At 44.6% G+C, this 19,383-nt stretch carries 18 protein-coding genes; 4 read left to right on the top strand and 14 right to left on the bottom strand.

The features are described 5' to 3' along the window. Window positions 1-6 precede the first annotated feature (6 nt). From HZC34_03085 to HZC34_03075, 3 genes are all read right to left on the bottom strand, one after another. Window positions 7-1,803 carry an ATP-dependent metallopeptidase FtsH/Yme1/Tma family protein gene (locus HZC34_03085; protein MBI5700816.1) on the bottom strand — a complete coding sequence of 599 codons (1,797 nt, stop codon included), beginning with the start codon at window positions 1,801-1,803 and terminating at the stop codon, window positions 7-9. After that, a complete protein-coding gene (locus HZC34_03080) occupies window positions 1,793-2,164 on the bottom strand; it encodes a nucleotide pyrophosphohydrolase (GenBank protein MBI5700815.1) in 372 nt (123 codons plus the stop codon). The genes HZC34_03085 and HZC34_03080 overlap by 11 nt, the downstream gene beginning before the upstream one ends. A gap of 78 nt (window positions 2,165-2,242) precedes the next feature. Then, window positions 2,243-4,867 carry a hypothetical protein gene (locus HZC34_03075; protein MBI5700814.1) on the bottom strand — a complete coding sequence of 875 codons (2,625 nt, stop codon included), beginning with the start codon at window positions 4,865-4,867 and terminating at the stop codon, window positions 2,243-2,245. A 129-nt stretch (window positions 4,868-4,996) separates the two neighbouring features. On the opposite strand from HZC34_03075, the gene HZC34_03070 reads away from it, so the two are divergent. Genes HZC34_03070 through HZC34_03060 form a run of 3 tightly spaced genes read left to right on the top strand, consistent with a single transcriptional unit; the run spans window position 4,997 to window position 6,001 of the window. Next, window positions 4,997-5,209 carry a hypothetical protein gene (locus HZC34_03070; protein ID MBI5700813.1) on the top strand — a complete coding sequence of 71 codons (213 nt, stop codon included), beginning with the start codon at window positions 4,997-4,999 and terminating at the stop codon, window positions 5,207-5,209. Next, a complete protein-coding gene (locus tag HZC34_03065; protein ID MBI5700812.1) occupies window positions 5,202-5,687 on the top strand; it encodes a hypothetical protein in 486 nt (161 codons plus the stop codon). The genes HZC34_03070 and HZC34_03065 overlap by 8 nt, the downstream gene beginning before the upstream one ends. Next, window positions 5,684-6,001, top strand: a complete 318-nt coding sequence (locus HZC34_03060; protein MBI5700811.1) for a hypothetical protein — start codon at window positions 5,684-5,686, stop codon at window positions 5,999-6,001. Before HZC34_03065 ends, HZC34_03060 begins: the two co-directional genes overlap by 4 nt. Here HZC34_03060 and mfd read toward each other — a convergent pair. The 11 genes from mfd to HZC34_03005 all read right to left on the bottom strand — a co-directional run bounded on the left by mfd (window position 5,991) and on the right by HZC34_03005 (window position 15,689). Then, the gene (mfd, locus tag HZC34_03055; protein ID MBI5700810.1) at window positions 5,991-8,999 is read right to left on the bottom strand and encodes a transcription-repair coupling factor; all 3,009 of its coding nucleotides are present in this window, start codon (window positions 8,997-8,999) and stop codon (window positions 5,991-5,993) included. The genes HZC34_03060 and mfd overlap by 11 nt on opposite strands. Continuing rightward, the gene (locus HZC34_03050) at window positions 8,996-9,562 is read right to left on the bottom strand and encodes an aminoacyl-tRNA hydrolase (GenBank protein ID MBI5700809.1); all 567 of its coding nucleotides are present in this window, start codon (window positions 9,560-9,562) and stop codon (window positions 8,996-8,998) included. Before HZC34_03050 ends, mfd begins: the two co-directional genes overlap by 4 nt. 4 nt (window positions 9,563-9,566) lie before the next feature. Beyond that, window positions 9,567-10,478, bottom strand: coding sequence for a hypothetical protein (locus tag HZC34_03045; protein ID MBI5700808.1), 912 nt, complete (start codon window positions 10,476-10,478; stop codon window positions 9,567-9,569). Beyond that, on the bottom strand, window positions 10,475-11,131 hold the full coding sequence (locus HZC34_03040; GenBank protein ID MBI5700807.1) for a hypothetical protein: 657 nt from the start codon (window positions 11,129-11,131) through the stop codon (window positions 10,475-10,477). Before HZC34_03040 ends, HZC34_03045 begins: the two co-directional genes overlap by 4 nt. A 9-nt stretch (window positions 11,132-11,140) precedes the next feature. Further along, window positions 11,141-12,196, bottom strand: a complete 1,056-nt coding sequence (locus HZC34_03035) for a hypothetical protein (protein ID MBI5700806.1) — start codon at window positions 12,194-12,196, stop codon at window positions 11,141-11,143. Continuing rightward, the gene (locus HZC34_03030; GenBank protein MBI5700805.1) at window positions 12,172-13,056 is read right to left on the bottom strand and encodes a hypothetical protein; all 885 of its coding nucleotides are present in this window, start codon (window positions 13,054-13,056) and stop codon (window positions 12,172-12,174) included. Before HZC34_03030 ends, HZC34_03035 begins: the two co-directional genes overlap by 25 nt. Before the next feature lie 33 nt (window positions 13,057-13,089). Beyond that, complete coding sequence (locus HZC34_03025) at window positions 13,090-13,794, bottom strand: hypothetical protein (GenBank protein ID MBI5700804.1); 705 nt, start codon at window positions 13,792-13,794, stop codon at window positions 13,090-13,092. Window positions 13,795-14,009: 215 nt separating this feature from the next. Next, on the bottom strand, window positions 14,010-14,387 hold the full coding sequence (locus HZC34_03020; protein MBI5700803.1) for a HEPN domain-containing protein: 378 nt from the start codon (window positions 14,385-14,387) through the stop codon (window positions 14,010-14,012). Between the two features lies 1 nt (window position 14,388). Next, window positions 14,389-14,715, bottom strand: coding sequence for a nucleotidyltransferase domain-containing protein (locus tag HZC34_03015; protein MBI5700802.1), 327 nt, complete (start codon window positions 14,713-14,715; stop codon window positions 14,389-14,391). A gap of 260 nt (window positions 14,716-14,975) precedes the next feature. Further along, window positions 14,976-15,371: a HEPN domain-containing protein gene (locus tag HZC34_03010; GenBank protein ID MBI5700801.1), complete on the bottom strand. Its 396-nt coding sequence runs from the start codon at window positions 15,369-15,371 to the stop codon at window positions 14,976-14,978. Further along, complete coding sequence (locus HZC34_03005; GenBank protein MBI5700800.1) at window positions 15,372-15,689, bottom strand: nucleotidyltransferase domain-containing protein; 318 nt, start codon at window positions 15,687-15,689, stop codon at window positions 15,372-15,374. A gap of 119 nt (window positions 15,690-15,808) precedes the next feature. On the opposite strand from HZC34_03005, the gene HZC34_03000 reads away from it, so the two are divergent. After that, the coding region (locus HZC34_03000; protein MBI5700799.1) for a hypothetical protein at window positions 15,809-19,383 on the top strand (3,575 nt) is incomplete at its 3' end.

Here is a 19,383-nt window from a genome sequence, read left to right as displayed (position 1 = left end):
CTCGGTTTATGCGGGAAGAGTTAATTCTTTCAAAGCTTCATCCAGCGCTTCGCCTTCGAGCGTTTCCTTTTCAAGCAGTTTTTTTGCGATATTGTCCAAATGCGCCCTATTATGGGACATAACATCTTTGGCTCGATCAAAGCATGAGCCAATGATCGATTCGATTTCATGATCGATCTCATCGGCTGTCGCATCGCCATAATCTTTCATTTCGGCTATGTCGCGGCCCAAAAATATTTGCCTGTCTTTTCCGCCAAAAGTCCTTGGCCCCAATTTGCTCATGCCGAATTCGCAGATCATTTTTTTTGCAAGTTCCGTCGCTCTTTCGAGGTCATTTGATGCGCCGGAAGTCGATTCATTAAAGACCATTTCTTCGGCAACCCTGCCGCCAAGCATAACTGTTATTTGGTCAAGTACTTGGTTTTTGGAGATCAGATACTTGTCTTCGAGCGGCAAAGCCAGGGTATATCCAAGAGCGAGACCTCGAGGAAGGATCGATATTTTGTGTACAGGATCAGCGTTTGGAAGAAGTTTCGATAATAGCGCATGGCCTACTTCGTGATTGGCAATGATCAATTTTTCTTTATCTGAAATTATCCTGCTTTTCTTTTCCGGCCCCGCCATAACACGGTCGACCGCCTCTTCAACTTCTTTCATGAATATTTCGGTTTTATCGGCGCGAGCGGCAAGTATCGCAGCTTCGTTTAGTACATTTTCAAGATCGGCGCCAGTAAAGCCAGGGGTCCTGCGCGCTACAACTTTCAGGTCGACATCCGATGCGAACGGTTTGCCTTTTGCGTGGATCTTTAATATGTCTTCACGGCCTTTCAGGTCCGGTTTATCGAGAACAACTTGCCTGTCGAACCGTCCCGGCCTCAAAAGCGCTGGATCTAAGATATCCGGCCTATTCGTTGCCGCGATAACAATTATATTCGTTTTTGGATCAAAGCCGTCCATTTCAACCAAAAGCTGGTTGAGCGTTTGCTCTCTTTCGTCATGGCCTCCGCCTACTCCCGCCCCCCTGTGGCGTCCGACTGCGTCGATCTCATCCATAAATATTATAGATGGGGTTTGTTTCTTTGCCTGCTGGAAAACAGCCCTTACGCGAGACGCGCCGACACCGACGAACATTTCGACAAAATCGGACCCGGATATAGAAAAGAACGGAACGCTTGCTTCTCCAGCGATCGCCCTGGCTAAAAGAGTCTTGCCGGTCCCGGGCGCGCCCATTAGAAGGAGTCCTTTGGGTATCTTTGCTCCGAGTTTTTGGAATTTCTCGGGAAATTTCAGGAAATCAACGATCTCAACAAGTTCTTCTTTTGCTTCGTCAACGCCCGCGACATCAACAAAGGTTACGGTCGACTTGCCTTCATTTATCCGCGCTGGGGATTTGCCGAACGAGAACGCCTGGCTGTTTGCCGATTGCGCCTGCCGCATAAGCAGCCACCATAGGAACCCAAAAACCAAAAGAGGCAGGATAATTTGGGCCAAAAGCCCGAACACCCAGCTGTTCTCGACCGGAGCTTCGACTTTGATCTCAATATTTTTGTCGCGAAGCAATTGCACGAGGTTTGGATAATTCAGCGCATGTGTTTTTACCTGGGCCTTGTCGCTTAATGTCGCACCGATTAGGTCTCCCGCAACAGTTACTGTCTTTATCTTTCCCTTGTCCACAAGGTTTAAAAATTCCGAGAATGCTATCTCTTTGCTTGCGTTTGGATTGGGGAAGAGCGGGGCGAACATCAATATCCCGATAAGGGCGATCAATCCCCAGAACATAAATCCCCGCAAATTATCTTTCATTTTTTTTGATCTCCTCCCAAAGTTTTAACACTTTCTTTACGCTGATATTCTTATACTTTTTGTCTTTCGAAAAAACATGCGGATGGCGGCGCATCATTTTTGCGCAGATCCCGTTTATTATGTCTTCCATGGAAAAAGCTTTTTCTTCCCGCGCCATCTCCGCATGCATAACAATATGCAAAAGCTGGTCGCCGAGCTCTTCGCAAAGTTTTCGGGGGTCCCCTTCATCAATCGCCTCTATCGCTTCATTGGTCTCTTCGACCATGTACGGCTTAAGTGATTTATGTGTTTGCTTTTTGTCCCAGGGGCACTTTTTGCGAAGGGTTTGGACGACCTTAACAAGCCTATCGAAATCCTTCATTTCATTACAATTATATCATAAAAAAGCCCTCCTACGCTAAAGCTTCGGAGGGCTCTTTTTGAATAACTCTTGCTTATTTTATGGCTTCGGTCCCCAGAACGCAAATCCCATATTAATATCGTAGCCTGTATTGTTCTGCGTTGATGTCACAGCCCCCAAAGGCTTAAATGTATTATCCATGGCATTCAACGTGCCTCCGAAATACCCAAGATGTTTTGCCGGGAAGAATGGCCTTTCACCTAAAGAACCATCTATCTTGCCATTCCCATTGCTGTCTTCCCAAGCAATCGTATCGTACCCTCCGTTGCCGGCAGTCGCAAGGTCAGAATAACTAATGGTCATGCTATAAGCGCCGTTGGTTGTTACAACTGTTTTCGGAGTGATCGTGCCGCTTACAAAATTCATATCCCATTCCATCTTAAATAATCCGACCTTAACAGTTGTTCCTGCGGTTGGAGTAGTTGGAGGCGTAACCGTCCCTTCGATCGTTACAACTTTTGATGCAACAGTTGCCGCAGATCCGACTTTGAAAAGAGTGCTTCTCCAGGGACCCGATATGACCGGCCAACCATCGGAATTAATGCCCACAACGGCTCCCATTATAGTATATGTCCCTGCCGTACTAAGAGCAACAGGGATCTTAAGGCTTGTGGTCTCTCCTTGCGTCCCCTTAAGGAATTCCTGCTTATGCCAGCTGGAAAAAACCGCTTGGGATTCAAATTTTGGCATACCTGTTGTTGCATCGACTTCGCGGATCTCAATAGCGTAAGCCGCGGTCAAGCCATCGAACGCGATCGTCGGAATCCCGACGCCGAACGAGAATGAGCAAACAGGTTTTGAACCTATTTCAAATATTGAAATAAGCGGATTGCTCGATTGGAAAATGTTCGGATAAGGATTTTTGAAATCAATTACAGCATTGGTCAGGTCAACAGCAGGCAAAATATTTGTCTTGCTAATGATCAATGTCGAACCGTTATAAACTTCTATTGTAGCTAATCCTCCCAATAAATAGTCGGTATACGTTTCAGGAGTGGCTCCAGGGGTCCCTCCCCATGGAGAGATCTGGAAGACCTTGAATCCTGGAGGCGGGCCTATAGGGGCTGCCAATATTTTGGCTTCCTTGGCCGTTAGCCTGGCGAAAGCGGAAACTGCTTTGGGCCCAAACATTGATTGGGCAGTGTAATTTATCGTGCGAGTCCCCCCTGTCGATTTTTGATAAATAAGTTTCGCCGTAATATTTGTCGTAGCGGCTTTAGGATTAATAATATTCCCGACTTCCATAAAAGATGTGAGGATCGCAGAAACTGTTGGCCTGTCCGATTCACTTGTCGGATGGAAGCCCTGCCAATTTTCCCAGCTTTCTATGCGAAGCTCCGAATGCATTATCGAGAATTCATCGGCAACACCCGACATAAATCCCATCTCTACGGCTGCTGCAGGATGATTGAACTTGTAGTTCACGGCAAATGCAACATTACCCAAGGCTTCTATCATTGCGACAATTTGCGGGACATTTAATGCGGTACTGCCGCTGATCGATTTGCCTGCCCATGAAGATGCCGGGAAAACAGCTTGGACGATCGGGCTTTGGTTTTTAACTTCAAACTTTGGCCCTTCGCTTGCCGCGACAGAGGCTGCCGGCTTCGCGGCATAGACAGCTTCCAGCGTGGTTTGGATCATAGTTGCAACGGAAGCTCCGGTGTAAAGGCCTGTAACCGCCGTGCCGTCTGTCTGAAAAACAGCTTTATTGCATGCGGCCGCGATCTGATCCACTGTTTTTGTTTTGCCTTCATAAAAAGATTGCGCGAACGAATTAAGGATGGTTTCAGGGATGCCTGTAGGACTGCCTGTTATGAGAGTGAATATTTCTTTCATGATCTTCTTCGCGTCCGCAAGGCTGCTCGCGCCTTTGGACAATCCGGCATTGAACTTGACCGCTTTGATAGCGGCTTCAATAACTGAATCTGTAAAAGCCGTTATCGCGGCGCTTTTTAGCAGTTCATTTTCGGTGTCGGTCGTTGATTTAACCGTTGTAAGAGACAAACCCTCCGCTGTAACAAGGTAGCTTATCTTATTTTTTACGAGTGTGCTTATATATTGAATAATTTCCTGCTCGATCTTTGCCGATCCGGTAGCTTTTATAACTTGTTCAACAATGATTTTTACCAACAGCGTTGTTTGCGGGGTTGAGGTCATTCCGGTAACGCTTGAAGTAGTGGCTTTTTCATCAACTATTGCATCAACAGAAAGCTCCTTGCTCGCGGTAGTCGAGGTTTTTGTGGTCCTGATGACATACGTTTCGGATGTGCTATAAGCAGAATTGGTACATGTATATGTCCCATCGGTCATAGCACCGTCAGCGACCTTTGTATATGAACCATCGGCATTGATCTTATATAACGCAGTTGTAACATCGGCTCCGGCAAGGAGCCTAAGATCAAGGGCTCTTATACTGCCTTCGTCAAAACCTTTTGCTTTTAATTTTGATATCCTGTCATTTTTTTCAGCTAGCGTTTCGATCCCTAAAGTCGTCGCGCCAAGTTTTGCAAGGTCGGACGATGACGCGGATGCCGCCCCGCTAAATGTTACTGTTGTCGGAACAGCCGTCGCGGTTGATGCCGGGGGGGCAACTTGTCCGCATCCCCATTGAATGACCGCAAAACCGAACAGTACCATCAGAACCAATAACTTTTTTACCATATTTACGCCTCCTGGCTGCTGTTTAATAATATTGATTATACCCTTTATTATTATAATGTAAACAGGCAATTTAATAAATATTTTATGCAAGTTTTAGGCCGTGGATTTCGATAAATAAGCGGGTAAGCCATGAGCAACATCCAAACAAAACCAATCGATATCGGCTTTAAGCCGACAGATATCACTCGGCAAGTGAGAGAGAGCGCCAACAGTACGCCTTTTGCCGGGACCCCCAAAATTCCCGACAATGCGCTGGGGGCGATAGTAACGCAAATGCTCGAACCTTCTCGAGGGCTTGGCGGCATAAGATTTACAATAAGCCCGGAGGCGGAAAATGCCTAAGACAGACGAAAGGTTATTATCTGTTACATCGGAACAACTGCCACAGTACCTCGCAAGCTTGGGATTGAAGCCCCAGCAGATAGCAACCGCGGTTTATGGGTTATTCAAGGAAATAAAATTGCAAGGAAGGCTGACCCCAAGCGAAGACAATACAGTCCACATCGATAAGGAAAAACTTGCAAGAATGGCGAAAGACCCGGCCCTTGAATCGTCATTGTACAGCTTGTTCTTAAAAATACAGCGCACAAAAAGCATGGATATAATTTTCGACAAGGGAAGCAAAACAGACTCGCTAACGGCTCCCGATGTTTGGCACAATCCGAACGGGTGCAGCCCAAAATTGCCTGAAACAAAAGAAGACCTAGCATCGATCGAAATATTGGATTTTGTAAAATTTTTATCCGCTTGCGGAATAGACCCAAATTTGGTTAAATCAGCTATTGAAGAAAGGGAGCTCTTGAAAGGGGACGCAAAATGAAAAGCCATTTGGAATTGTTGGAAGATGAATTAAAAAAAGTTTGGAAAAATTACCGCAGGCACGGGCGGATCAAGGGAGCCCATACGGAAATAGAGATCGAACCAAAAACTTTCTTTGGCGATGAGTTAAACCCTGAAATTGCAGATCTTTTGGCAACCCTGTATCTTTCAAAAACAACAATAGACGATGTGAAGCACGGGAAAGTCGAGATAACAGACCAAGCGGTTGTAATAAAAGACCTGGAAAAGAAGCCCATCGCAATAATTCGAAGCCAAAAGATCGTTCAAGGCATGAAAAATAAATTCAGATATTAAGAGCCTCCCCGATCTCTTTTATTTTGTCTTGGGAAGAAAGCCTGAATTTTTTTACGCGCCCGTCGGAGAATTGAACCTGCGCTATCCCATCGCCTTTTATTGACCGAATACCTGCTTGCTGCGCCCTGACCTTTAAATATAATATTTTGAATAATTTTGTTAATTGTATCGGGATCTTGCCGAACCTATCGCGCATTTCATCTTTGAGATCATCCACCTCTTTATTGCCGCTCAAAAGATTTAATCTCCTGTATAGCGCAACTCTTTGCTGTTCATCCTCAACATAATCTTGCGGGATATAGGCGTCTTCCCTAATATCTATAATTACCTGTCTTGGAGTCGGCTCTTTAATGCCCTTTACTTCTTTGACCGCTTCTTCCAAAAGCTCGCAGTAGAGATCAAAGCCTACCGCAAGCATATGGCCATGCTGCTGCGCCCCCAAAAGATTGCCTGATCCCCTAATTTCTAGGTCTCTCAACGCAAGTTTATATCCGGAACCAAGTGACGTGAATTCTTGTATAGCCTTAAGTCTCGCAAGAGCGGTTTGAGTTGAGGCTTCTTCCTGATGATATAGAAAATAAGCATAAGCCCTGACCGGCGATCTTCCAACTCTTCCTCTTAATTGATAAAGCTGTGCCAGCCCCAGCCGATCTGCCCTATCAATAATAATTGTATTAACATTTGGAATATCTAACCCAGATTCAATGATCGATGTACAAAGCAATACATCATGTTCCCTGTTTAGGAACTCCTCCATGGTCTTTTCGAGCTTCGCTTCGAGCATTTGCCCATGCGCTACCGCTACTCGAAGCTCCGGGATCAATTGCTTCAATATTAAAGCGAGGTTATCTATTGTTTCAATATAATTATGGACGAAGAATATTTGTCCGCCCCTGTCCAATTCGCGCAAGATGGCTTCCCTGACCAAAGAATGATTGAAATTTACAACATACGTCCTGACAGGCGACCTATCGGCAGGCGGCGTCTGAATTAGGCTAAGGTCGCGCGCGCCAGATAGTGAAAAATATAAAGTTCTCGGGATAGGCGTTGCCGTCATACTTAAGACATCGATATTTTTCTTGATCTTTTTAAGTTTCTCTTTAGCCGAAACCCCGAATCTATGTTCTTCATCGATCACAAGCAGACCCAAGTCCTTAAAAACAATATCTTTCGACAGCAATCTATGCGTCCCAACTACAATATCGACTTCTCCGGCTTTAAGTTTTTCGACGATCTCTTTCTGCTCTTGCTTGCTCCTGAACCGTGAAAGGGAAGCTATGCGAAATGGGAATGATGCAAGCCTATCTTTGAAAAAATGAAAGTGTTGTTCGGCTAATATTGTAGTCGGGACCAATACGGCAACTTGTTTGCCCGAGGATGCGACTTTTACTATGGCTCGAAGGGCCACTTCTGTTTTCCCGTAACCCACATCCCCGCAAAGAAGGCGGTCCATAGGCGCTTCCGACTCGAGATCGCGCTTAACATCGGCGATCGATCTTAATTGGTCATCGGTCTCCTCATAAGGAAAACTATCCTCCAATTCCTTTTGCCAGATATCGTCTCGAGGATATGGATTTTTTTGTGCTTTTCTCCTCTCTGCATAGAGAGATAATAGTTCGCGAGTAAGATCTTTGACGGATCTTTTGACTTTCGCCTTGAGAACCTTCCATGAATTGCCTCCCATCCTTGAAAGCTTTGGCTTATAGTTGTCTTCTGAAACATACTTTTCGACCCGCCCCATAAGATTTGATGGGACATAAAGTTTGTCTCCCTCGGCAAATTCAATTAAAGCAAATTCCCCTTCTTCGATCTTCTGGAGGCCGCGATAAATGCCAACCCCATAATCTTCATGGACAATATAATCGCCGTTTTTAAACTCCGACCGGATATCTTCGCCGACGCCTTCGTTCTTTTTTGAATGTATCTTAGGCTTCCTCGGTTCGATATTAAAAAGCTCCCTGTCTGTCAATACAATGTGATCGTTGAATTCGAATCCGCCACGCAATTGGCCAATAATTGATGGGGTCTCTGGAAGCCTTGCCGCATGCTGTGTAACTACGATGACTTTCTTTTTGAGTTTCAAAATATCATCGAGCTTATCGGCGAATGTTCCAGGCGCTGAAAAGACAGGTTCGAAACCAGGCTCTAAAAAGGATGTAAAATTTATTTTCTCATAACTATCGATCTGGCTTCTAATTTCTGAAAACGAACAGATATCATGCTTTGCCTCGGAAAACAGATCTGAATCTTTTTCGAATCGTTCAGTGGCTGCTTTTAGCATTGGTTCTTCGTCTAAAACAACCAAAATATCCTTAGGCAATATTTGAAACAAGCATTTTTCCCTTTTTTCGTCGTTCTGAAGGATTAAAGCTTCATCAATTGGCGCTTTTGATCGCTGTGATACCGGGTCAAAACTTCTTAGCGATTCGATATCATCTCCAAATAGCTCGATCCTTATCGGGCTTTCGGCATTTGTCGGAAAAACATCGATGATCCCGCCCTTGACCGAAAACTCCCCACGCTCTCCCACGACCGGAAGCCTTTTATATCCAAACAAAATAAGTTCTGCGATAAATTTTTCAGAATTTAATCGGCTATTTTTTCGTAATGATAGTTTCCTGTCTATCTTTTCCGTTGTTTTATATAAGATAGCGCGAAGAGGCGCGATCGTTATGTTTTGATCGGGCTTGGATAATTTATTTAGAATAGAAAGCCTTTGGCCTATGATTTCAGGCGACACGCTTGATTCGCCGGGCATTGCATCGGGCGCAGGAAGTATATCGATCCCGACCTTATCGTTGAACAATGCGATCTCTTGTTTTAACCAATTGGATTCTTCGGTAGATTGCGTGACAATAAATATCTTTTTGTGTTTTATCGATAGGGCCGAAAGGACCGCAGCTTTAGCGCCGGATACCAGACCTTGAAATTTTTTACTGGAAACTGAACGAATGAAATTCTGATCTTGAAGAAGGCTGTTTAATAAAGAGGCGATCATCTATTATACTTATTCATTGCGGACGCGATGCCGTTTGAAATAATTTCTTGCACCGCATCGGAAGCTGTAATGGCCGCATTAGACAGTATCTCACTTTGTTCATTTGGTATTCGGCTTAAAACATAATCAGCCATATCGGCAAAATGAGAATCGCGGCCTATGCCGATCCTTATCCTCGAAAATTCCGAAGTGCCAATATTTTGGATTATCGAATCGACTCCCTTATGCCCGCCGGAACTCCCGCTTTCTTTTATCCTTAAAGTCCCGACCTCTAGATCGAGATCATCATATATAACAATTAAATGAGCTTTCTCGATCTTATAAAAGTTCAACAATTTTGAAACGGCGATCCCTGAATTATTCATAAAAGTCTGGGGTTCAGCGAGGATCAGTTTCTTTCCCGAATAATTTGCTTCCAAAATGAAGGAATCGCATTTGTGCTTGAATTTTAATTCTTTATACCCTAGATCTTTAGATAAAGCTTCCAAGGCGATAAAGCCGATATTATGCCTTGTATTTATATATTTGGGCCCGGGATTCCCAAGGCCTGCAATTAAATACATAATATTATCGCCCGTACGTGAATTCGATGCCGAACCTCATGTCGGTTACAGGCCTTGTCGGATCAAGCTCTGCAAGATATGAAATATTTAACCCTTCAATATACATCTTGAATTTCCTTAATAGTTCCGGCGAATTCTCCTGGTCGCGGAAAGGCTCCATCCTGATCCCTGCCCCATAATACAAATTATTAAGCCAGACTTTTTTTAATCCGGAGATCGTAAGATAGGATGCAAGATACGGCCTGACCCCTCCTGGCAAATGTCTTCCTATTTTTAATTGGAAATAGCCAAGGAAGTTCTGGAATTTATCTAATCCGGACATTGGGTCGTAGAAATTCGTATTCCTATAATCTATTCTCGTCCACATTTCGGCCCATGGCGCTTTTGCCTTGGCATTTTGGAGGTTCCATTCGTGCCAGATGTCGATGCCTATGCGGTAATCATTGGTTTTAACGCCATTCGCTTCGGCTGTTGCCTTGCCCTTTAAGAAGTTTAGCGTTAATATCTCGGCATAAATTTTGGTATCCCTTATCCACTCGAGGGCCCAGCTTGTAGTTTCAAAAGAAACAAAAGGCATAGATCTTACGCCGCCGCCAACTGCTAAATTATTATTCCAATAATTCGGGTCTTGGCCGTAAGATCCATAATAAACAATATATGGTTTTGTGGGCGAACTCTCGCCAAAATTAAAACCGAACCGCCCTTCAGAGCGCAATTGCACCGCACGGAAATTGCTGTTCTCTCCATTAGTCGAATAATAAGCGCCATTGGTCCAAACATCGGCCCATGGGGTAATGTCAGCGAATACGGGTATTGCAAAAATAAATAAAATTATGGGAACCGCGGCGCCCGTTCTCCGTAGCAGTGCTACTGCGAAGGGTGAATTTAGCCGCAGGTTATTAAAAAAAAACTTCATTTTGTGCCTTTATAAAATCCGATATTATCAAGGACCAGGCCGATATTGCCTGTTTTGCTTGCGGCAAGGAAAATGAATTGCATCTGCAGGAGTCCTCCCGAAGTTTTTGTCTTGGCGGGATTCCAAATGTTATCGCCGGCTTCAGGATTGTTGTCGATAAACTCGGAAAATGGAATAACAATATGCTTATGGCCGCTCCAATCCACTTTTAATTCGGATATGAACTTATCGTCATAACGCGGGGCATACGATCCCGGATCCGCCTCGATCTGGTTATTGCCGTTATCGTCATCATACAGCTCTATCTTTATTGTCCCGCTCTTCTCTCCGCTGCCGAATACATCAAACTCCAAGCCGGAATAATTTGAAAAATCGGCATCCGGAGCAAGCAGATATACTCCTATGCCGCCAACATACCAATCCGATGCGCGGCCTTTTACCGACAGGGAATGCTTCCCTTGCGCCGGCCTATCGATAATCGATAGGTCAATATTCCCAAAATTCCACCATTCCGGATCTTTCGCATAATTCCCGTCCTCGAAATTTTCAAGCATATTCAAACTGCTTTTAGCCGGAGCCGCGGGGCTGTTCCCCATAGATAACGCTTGTGTTGCTAGAAGAACAATAGACAGGAGGCATAAGAAATATCTCATTGATGGGAATTATAACACACTTTTTGAATAATTGAGCTTCCTTTTGGGATAAGTTTTTGATGCGATCTTAGGCCTGGTCTCTGGCATAGCAGGCTTTGCCGCCGGCATAATATGCCTGCTCTCTATTGTTCTTTGGGGCATATCGTACGAGATAGAAAAATAATGCGAAGAATTTGTCGATACGATAGAATCTATGTAGTAAGCATAGTCAAAACTGAATCCTCGCACTTGAAGCCCGACGCCTAATGAATAATTAACGGCCGAAGCGTTTGTTCCAGTCGGCACAGATTCTATCCCTCCGCGAAGAAGCAAATATCCCCGGGGATTCCATTCAAGCCCCGAGTGTATCCCGCGTTCCGAATCGACATCCAAAAGCAAGGTCATATTATTTCTTGGTTTAAAATTTATCCCCATTTTGATAGACGATGGAATATCTTCATTTGTGCCGTTTTTCCAAGCAAGCCCGGTCGAAAGGATATTCTGCAGCGTTAATCCGGCAATTAAATTATTTTGGGGGAGGAAAAGAAACCCGATATCCATATCGGCGCCTGTTGCCGCGGCATTTTGGACAGCATCAAAACTGCGGCTAAATAATTTTGCGGCCGCGCCGAATTTTACCGCAGGGCCCATATCCCTGGCGTATGACAGGATAAATAAGCCATTTTTATAATCGGTTGTCCCAGTGGCTGCGCTCCTGACTTCAGAGGTCGTAGTGATGATCCCTGATACCGTAGCCCCGATATATCCGACCCCAAGACAGCCAAACGCCCCTTCTTTTAGGGGCAAAGCCGCTCCGATCATGCTGTAATTTGCCTCTTCCGCTAAATTAACGAACATGCTGGTCATCCTGAAATTATTGAAGTCGGCAAGAGTCGCCGGATTTATAAAAGCCGCCCCGATATCGCGGCCCGCAACCTGGGCGCGGCCCAAGCCCAAACTTCTTCCGCCGAAACCGATCCTTGAAATATCCAATGCCCCCGCAAATACTTGCGGCGAAATGACAAATGTCAAATGGCAAATGACAAATAAAATTAATGATATTATTTTAAGATTGCTATTTTGCATTTTCCTATTACCTTGCCGCCGGAAACGACCCTGCATAAATACACATCGTTTGGAAGCACTTCGTTGAAATCCGATATCCCATCCCAAGAAACCTGGTTATATCCCGCTCTTGCCCCTTCGGACCCGGAGGATTTTTCAATTTTTTTGACAAGCTGGCCTATAATATTAAAAATGTAAATCATAACGTCTGCGTCTTTGTTCAGCATGTAAGTTATCGTTGTGGCCTGCGCGGGAGGAGAAAATGGGTTTGGATAATTGACCACGCTCCCTTCGATCTTAAGGTCGCCTCCGGATACAATAAAAGTTAGCGCTTCGGATGACGAAGAATTTCCGGCAAGATCATACGCGTAGATCTTAAATGTATGCTGGCCATCGGCAAACGACGGGCTGTAAGCCAATTTTCCGGTCGCCGAACTGAATGAATTTGGCGAAGCTAGGGAGCCAACCGAAGCCAATACACCATCAACTTCGATCGATGTCTTTGTCGTGTCTATGCCCGATTCATCGGTGATCGCAGCCGTGATCGCGGGGCTCGCGCTAACATCATCATTGTTTTTAATGGTAAAGCCGTTGAACTTGATATTGGAGATGCGGGGAGCCGCGGCATCGGAACTGGAAATTGAGGGCGCATAAATAATTGCGGCAAGGCCGCTCCAAGAATGGTAGGAAGCGCTTGTAAGCGTTTCATTCACATCCTCTCCGGCTGATGAAAACCCGCTATACGATGAGCTCGTCAAAAGTCCCGACAAGGAAGAAAACCCTTCGGAACTGTTCGAAGCGCTAGCGCTTGATGACGCCGCCGCCGCCGGCGAAAAAGCGCACAGCAGAAAAAAGAACAGGATAAATACTATCTTTTTCAAGGTGCTTACATTATATAGATTATAAGCAGGCTGTCAACTAATCGATCGATCGATGGCCGAGAGGGTTTTACCCCTGACTTCCGCGTTGCAACACCCAAATATTTTTAAATGACACTGTAAAGTGTGTATTGTAGCCAATGGGATAGCCATTCTGTCCAACCAGCAACCCCAGCATAATTTGACAAAATACAGAGTAGTCATATCGTAAAACACAACGGAAATATTTTTTAACGTCCGCTTGGTGTATTCAAAGGCCACGCGCTCAACTGTTTCTTTGTTTTTATCACATAACTTATCCAGAAAACGATAAATCGCTTCTACTTCTACCATTATTCCACGGTATCGGTACAAGTAATCGGCAGTTTTAAGTTTGCTGGTTGGATATGCTAAACGGGCAAGGACAATGTGGCGGAACAATTTATCTTTGATAATCCCGAATCCAATACGGTCAAACAAGGCTCCAAAGATGAGTTCTGGGCCGATGGTGCGAATCTGCAGATTTGTTATGTTTTCTACAAAGTTTTTAATAGCGATATCGGTTTCTGATAAAATCGAAAACAGTGAAGACTGGCCAGCCGGATGATCTATTCGATCTTTTGCCTCAATAACCAGCTTTTTTATTTCATCAGAATCTTTAGATGTGCCAAGGGTTTCAACGACGCAATACTTACCGCTATCTTTTGAGATGATTTGAACGCTGGTTGATCCGCTGCGATTGCGTAATTTCCTGACAAACATACCTCAATTTTAACTTTACAACACCCAAATCGCAACATTTCACTAGGGAAATTAGCTGTTTAAGGGGAAAGTGCGGAAGTCAGGAAATAATTGCGATCTCGCTTCCTGACCCACATCCCATTTCATATTACCCCGCCTCAAATTCATAAGGGAGAGAAATAGAGGGGGTATGACCCTAATTGATGATCAAATAATAAAAAGGGATAGCTGTGGGATTATAACTTAAGATAGCTCTTTGCCGCTGCCAGCAGCTCTTCAGCATGGGAAATAACCGCTTCAGCCGTAGCTCTTGAAATCTTTTCAAGGGGTTCGTAATCCCCGATCTCACGGTATTCATAAGCATCAAGCAAATAACGGTGGAACTTATGATCTAAAATGTTCGTCTTAATAAAGTGTTTTCCAAACGCGGAAATAACGCCGGCATGCTTTGAGAATGCCAGTTCTTTCGATAAAAGTAAAGCCTCGGCCACGTAAAACATCGCATAATATCCCCTGCCTGATGCGAAGCCACAATGTTCTTCGCTTAGAAGCAATTTTGCCGCTTTGATGCTTTCGCCAGCTTTTTCAAGCAATGCTTTTATTTCTTCGGACATGTTAAATTGCGATCCCTTCTTTTTTCAGGTTTAAAATTAGCGGTGTTTTTTTATTTATCCAGTCTTTTTCTCGGAAAGGATGGAGTGAAATAACAATGTTATTTTCCAAAGAAAGCGAAGACGCGATCCCCCCCATTGCATCGATTTCACCGCAAACATCGCTGTAATCATCGATAATTACGCCGATATCCACGTCGGATTCGGGTTTTTCATTCCCATGCGCGTACGAGCCGAATAAAAACATCCCCTTGAATCTTTGATGATATAGTTCCTGCAGATCAGTTTTTAGATCTTTCAGGAAAAAAAGCCTATTTTGATATTGTCCCATTTTCCCCTCTTTTTAAAGAATATTACCAATATTATCCTTGAAAAGCAATTGCCTTTTGCCATAAATCCCAAGATAGTCCTACGTTTTCATGCCCGAAACCTGATCCCTTGATAGCCCTTTCCCATGCGTCCCAAAAATTCCCCTCCCCATAGGCAATTCCCATGCCAGAGGTAATCATGAGACGAAGAAAAAGGGGGGTTAATTAATAATCAAATAACTAAACGGGATCGCAGCTGAGGCTCCAGACCTGAATTTAACCGCTAAAATTTACTTTCTATATATTTCTTAAGGCTATTTACGATCAAGTTTGCCTCCTCGATTGACTCTCGGGCATCTTTGCTGCTAATTTTTGTTTCATATTCATAATCCCCAATTTCCCTGTTTTTCCAAAGATTTTTAATTTTCCCAGCATATTCACGCGGAAAGAGGCCCTCTTTTATAAAATGTCTAGAGAACCCTCCGATAACGCCTGAATGTTTTGAAAATGAAAGATTTTTGACCAACAAAACAGCTTGAAGCATATGAAAAACGGCATAATAAGCCCGCGAAGCAGCCGCCCCATAACTGCCAAGATCAAATAAAACAGAGGCGTCTTTTAACGCTTCCTCGGATTTTTGCATCATCGCGTTAATTTGTGGCTTTAATTTTTCATCCATTTATAATAAGATGCCTTCTTTTTTGGCGTTCATTATGAAAGGTTCATATTTCTTGGATTCAAATTTATATTCTGTCATTAAGAAAGCGGATACTAAAACGAAATCCTCAAGGAGTATTTTTGATTCAAGCTCATCCACAAATGCCTTATCCTCCGCCCGCACATCATCCAAAAGCAAAATACAATCATAATCGGATTCAGCCGTATGACTGCCTCTTGCCCGCGAACCGAAAAGCAGTGTTTTTTTCAGCCTGTTTTTAAAGCGCCCTTTTAACTCTGCGACAAATTTATTAAGAAGCGGATCATTTTTAATATTCATGCCGTTATTATACACGAAGAATAACAATAAAAACAATAGCCGGAAGCCCAGTCCATAGAACTTGCTAAAATCCCCCTCCCCAAACTGAAATTTCCCAAATCACCTTACGATAAATAAATATGGTTGAAGTAAGCTGGACAAGCTATCTGGACATAAATTATTGGAAAGCGCAGTACCAAGAGAAAAGCAAAGCGCCTAGGGGCGGATGGTACGACGCAAGGGCTATGGTATGCGAAGCCGAGGAAACAGGTCAACAGGATAACAGGTCAACAGACCAACAGGAAAACAGGACAACAGGAAAACAGGTCAAAAGACCCGTTTCCGTCAAGACAAACTTCGGCCGCGCGGAACAATCAAGCGTTTTCGCGTTTTTTGACGGGTTCATAAAAGGCGCCGCGGCTACGGCCTCCGGCCTTACCGCATGCGGGTATATTGCCAATGAAATTTTTAACGGGGCTAATCCTCCAAAAGATACAGCAGACGCATTTTCGTTGGCTGAAACAAAAGAAGACAGCTCCCCAAGGACAGGCGACAGCTTCCCCAGGACAGATGACGGGACTAGAAGAAGGGGCGATGCGTTTACCGATATAATAGAAACCGTAATTGATGTATTTAAGGAAGATGAAATAGGGGGAAAAGATACCCAGGATGCGATAGACACCCCGGATGCAATAGAAACCTTTGATATTAAGCCTGATATTATTCCTGAAATAGACATTGCGCCTGAAACAGAAACATATATTGAAGTAGATACCGATGGCGACGGGGAGGTCGACGCAACTTATCCTAAAGATGAAATTGACAGCGGAAAAGATGAATACGACGCCGGTTTGAATATCTGTAAAAATCCACCGAATAAATTTTCGGTTCTATTGCCGCAGGACAAAGCCCAGAAGCTCGATCCCACAAAGCCTATTCAATTCAAATGGGAAAACAACGGCGATCCTGACAGTGTTTATGGCGACAAAGTTACATACTGCGTATCAGTTGCCGATAACGAGACTTTTGCAAACCCAATAATAGGCAAATGCGGTTTGGACGCGGCTCAATACCAATCCGACCCGAATGCCCTTGGGAAAGATAAAACATACTATTTCCAAGCAACCGCGCAAGACGCCTGTCCTGAACCGAATCTTCTAAAATCAAATATAACAAGCTTTACGACAAGCGGCTATTGCGACAATGGCCCCACTGCCCCATCGATTACATACCCTAACGGGCAAACAAATGTTTCCGGCACGCCTAAAATATCATGGAACGCGTCAACCGATCTTGATATTGTAAAATATGGAGATAAATTAAATTACTGCGTATACGTTTCGCAGGACCAAACTTTTAAATCAACCGAGATCAATGCTTGCATAGGAGATGCTTCGGAATACCAAGTGCCGGCTTCGACTCTTTTGCTTTTTAACACTCAATATTATGCAAAAGTTTGCGCGAAAGACATGTGTTCTGCGCCTAAAGGCAATGAAGCCTGCAGTGGAGTCGTGTCTTTTAAGACATTAAAGCCCGCCGGCCCTTGCGACCATTCGCCTAACGCCGGGAACTTGATCCTGCCAAGCGACGGCCAGACGGGCGTCCCGTTCGCGGTTAAATTCTCATGGGACGGCGCAACGGATGTTGACCCGCAGGATAATATTAAATACCGCCTGGTTGTTTCAGGAAAAAATGATCTATCAAATCCGATCGTTGATATCAACGGGATTACTCAAACAGAAAAGAGCGTTGACCTTGCGAACGCGCAGTACAGTACTCCTTATTATTGGACGGTCGAGCCTTATGACTCATGCAATAATAAGGCTGGCAATTTGCCTGTGTATTCGTTTACGACCAAGCTTGCCCCTGTTTGCGACAATCCGCCAAACAAGCCGACTATGACGATGGCCCAGCTAAAAAGTGTTGACCCAAAGAATGCCAAATTCCAAATTGCCAACAATGGCGACATCGATCAGGGCGATTCCGTAAACATGTGTTTGAGCGTTTCATGCAACGGCGCCGCAATAGTCAATAACCAATGCGGAGTTAAAGCAGGGGAATATTCGATCGATCCTTCAAGCCTTGCACCCGAGATGAAATGCGAGGTTATTGTTAAAGCATACGACTCGTGCCTTCCAAAGCCTAACATGGCGCAGAGCGATCCTTTGCAATTTAGCACAATAAGCGCGTGCGACAATCCGCCTGTCCAATCGATCATATTAAGCCCGAATAACAATGCAGTGGGGCTTCCGACCGACCAGACCATGACATGGAGCATTGGCGGGGACCAGGATTTTGCAACCGTCGGAGACACGGTCTCGACCTGTTTGAATGTTTATGAAAAGAATAATCCAAGCAATGTGCCGTTTACAAAGTGCGGGCTTTCATCCGACAAGCAATTTGTGAATGGCTTAAGCTACAATACGGCGTATTGTGCGCAGATCGAAGATTCCGATGCTTGCAAGCCTGTGCCTAACAAAACAAAAAGTGCCCCCGCTTGCTTTACGACAAAAGCCTCTGCATACTGCAATAACCCTCCGACTGATTTTACGCTTGCGTCCCCTGCCGATAAAGCGCAAAACATTGATCCCGCAAACGTTTTATTAAAATGGAACCCGTCGGATGCGAGCAAAGATCCGGGGGACAAGGCGGCATACCAGGTATTGGTATGCAATACGCAGGACTGCGCAAAGCCCATCATAAACCAGATGAATGTTTCCGCAAACGTTTACGGCGTGCCAGCCCAAACATTAAGCTACAGCGAGAAAGGAAAGGCGCCTGTTTCATATTGGTGGCAGGTTGTAGCATCAGACCTTTGCAACCAAACAAAAGCGTCGCCTGTCTACTCGTTTACGACAAAACTCATACCGGAATGCGACAATCCGCCGGAGCCGGTGGCTATAACATCCATAAAAGACGGCCAAACCTGGGTGCCGCTTACGCCGACAATTGAGTGGACACAGCCTATCGATAAAGATCCTGGTGGGAAAGTTGCGGATGTGTGTCTTGATGTGAATACAGCGGCAAATTTCTCGGCGCCTGCTGTATTTACGCAGTGCAATCTTACGGGCGCGAACAAATTCACAATTGGCTCGGGAATACTTGATTATGGAAAAACATATTATACGAGGATAAGGGCGAAGGATTCGTGCGCCAATGAGTCGGCAGGACAGCCTGTTGGATTTTCGACAGAGAAAAAGTGCATACCGGGGACATTTACAGATACTGATTTTACGGGGGGGGTAAAGACCGATACTGTGGCCACAAATGGGACGCTCTCTGTTGCAGAAGATAGCAGCGCTTGGACATACAAATATGAGGCATCGTCTGGACTAATGCCTGAAGCGGCGGGATGGACAATGACTGCACCTGCTGGTTGGGCAGTGAAAGAGTTCTTGAACAGCGTTCTGCATGTTTCAACAATGGGGAAAGATGACGATGGTTATTTCGAAAGACCAACAAGTTTTTCTCATGCTAATGGATGGGTTACCGAAGGAAGAGTTAAAGGCGGGGCAATAGACGAGTCATTATCTACGGCACACAGAACGCTAGGTACTTTTGACGGAGTTAAGGCATTTTATCTCATGATCCGGAATGATAAAATCTGGGAGGGGTTTTCCAAGTTAGAATATCAAATGGATACCTCATCAGACTTTCATGTTTATAAGGTAGCCGCAAAAGGAAATGACTTCAAAGTTTATGTTGATGGGATATT

It is taken from the genome of Candidatus Saganbacteria bacterium, assembly GCA_016223245.1.
GTDB lineage: Bacteria > Margulisbacteria > WOR-1 > XYC2-FULL-46-14 > XYC2-FULL-37-10 > JACRPL01.
Note: the sequence above shows the minus strand (reverse complement) of the source record. Positions and strands in the feature narration are given on the sequence as shown.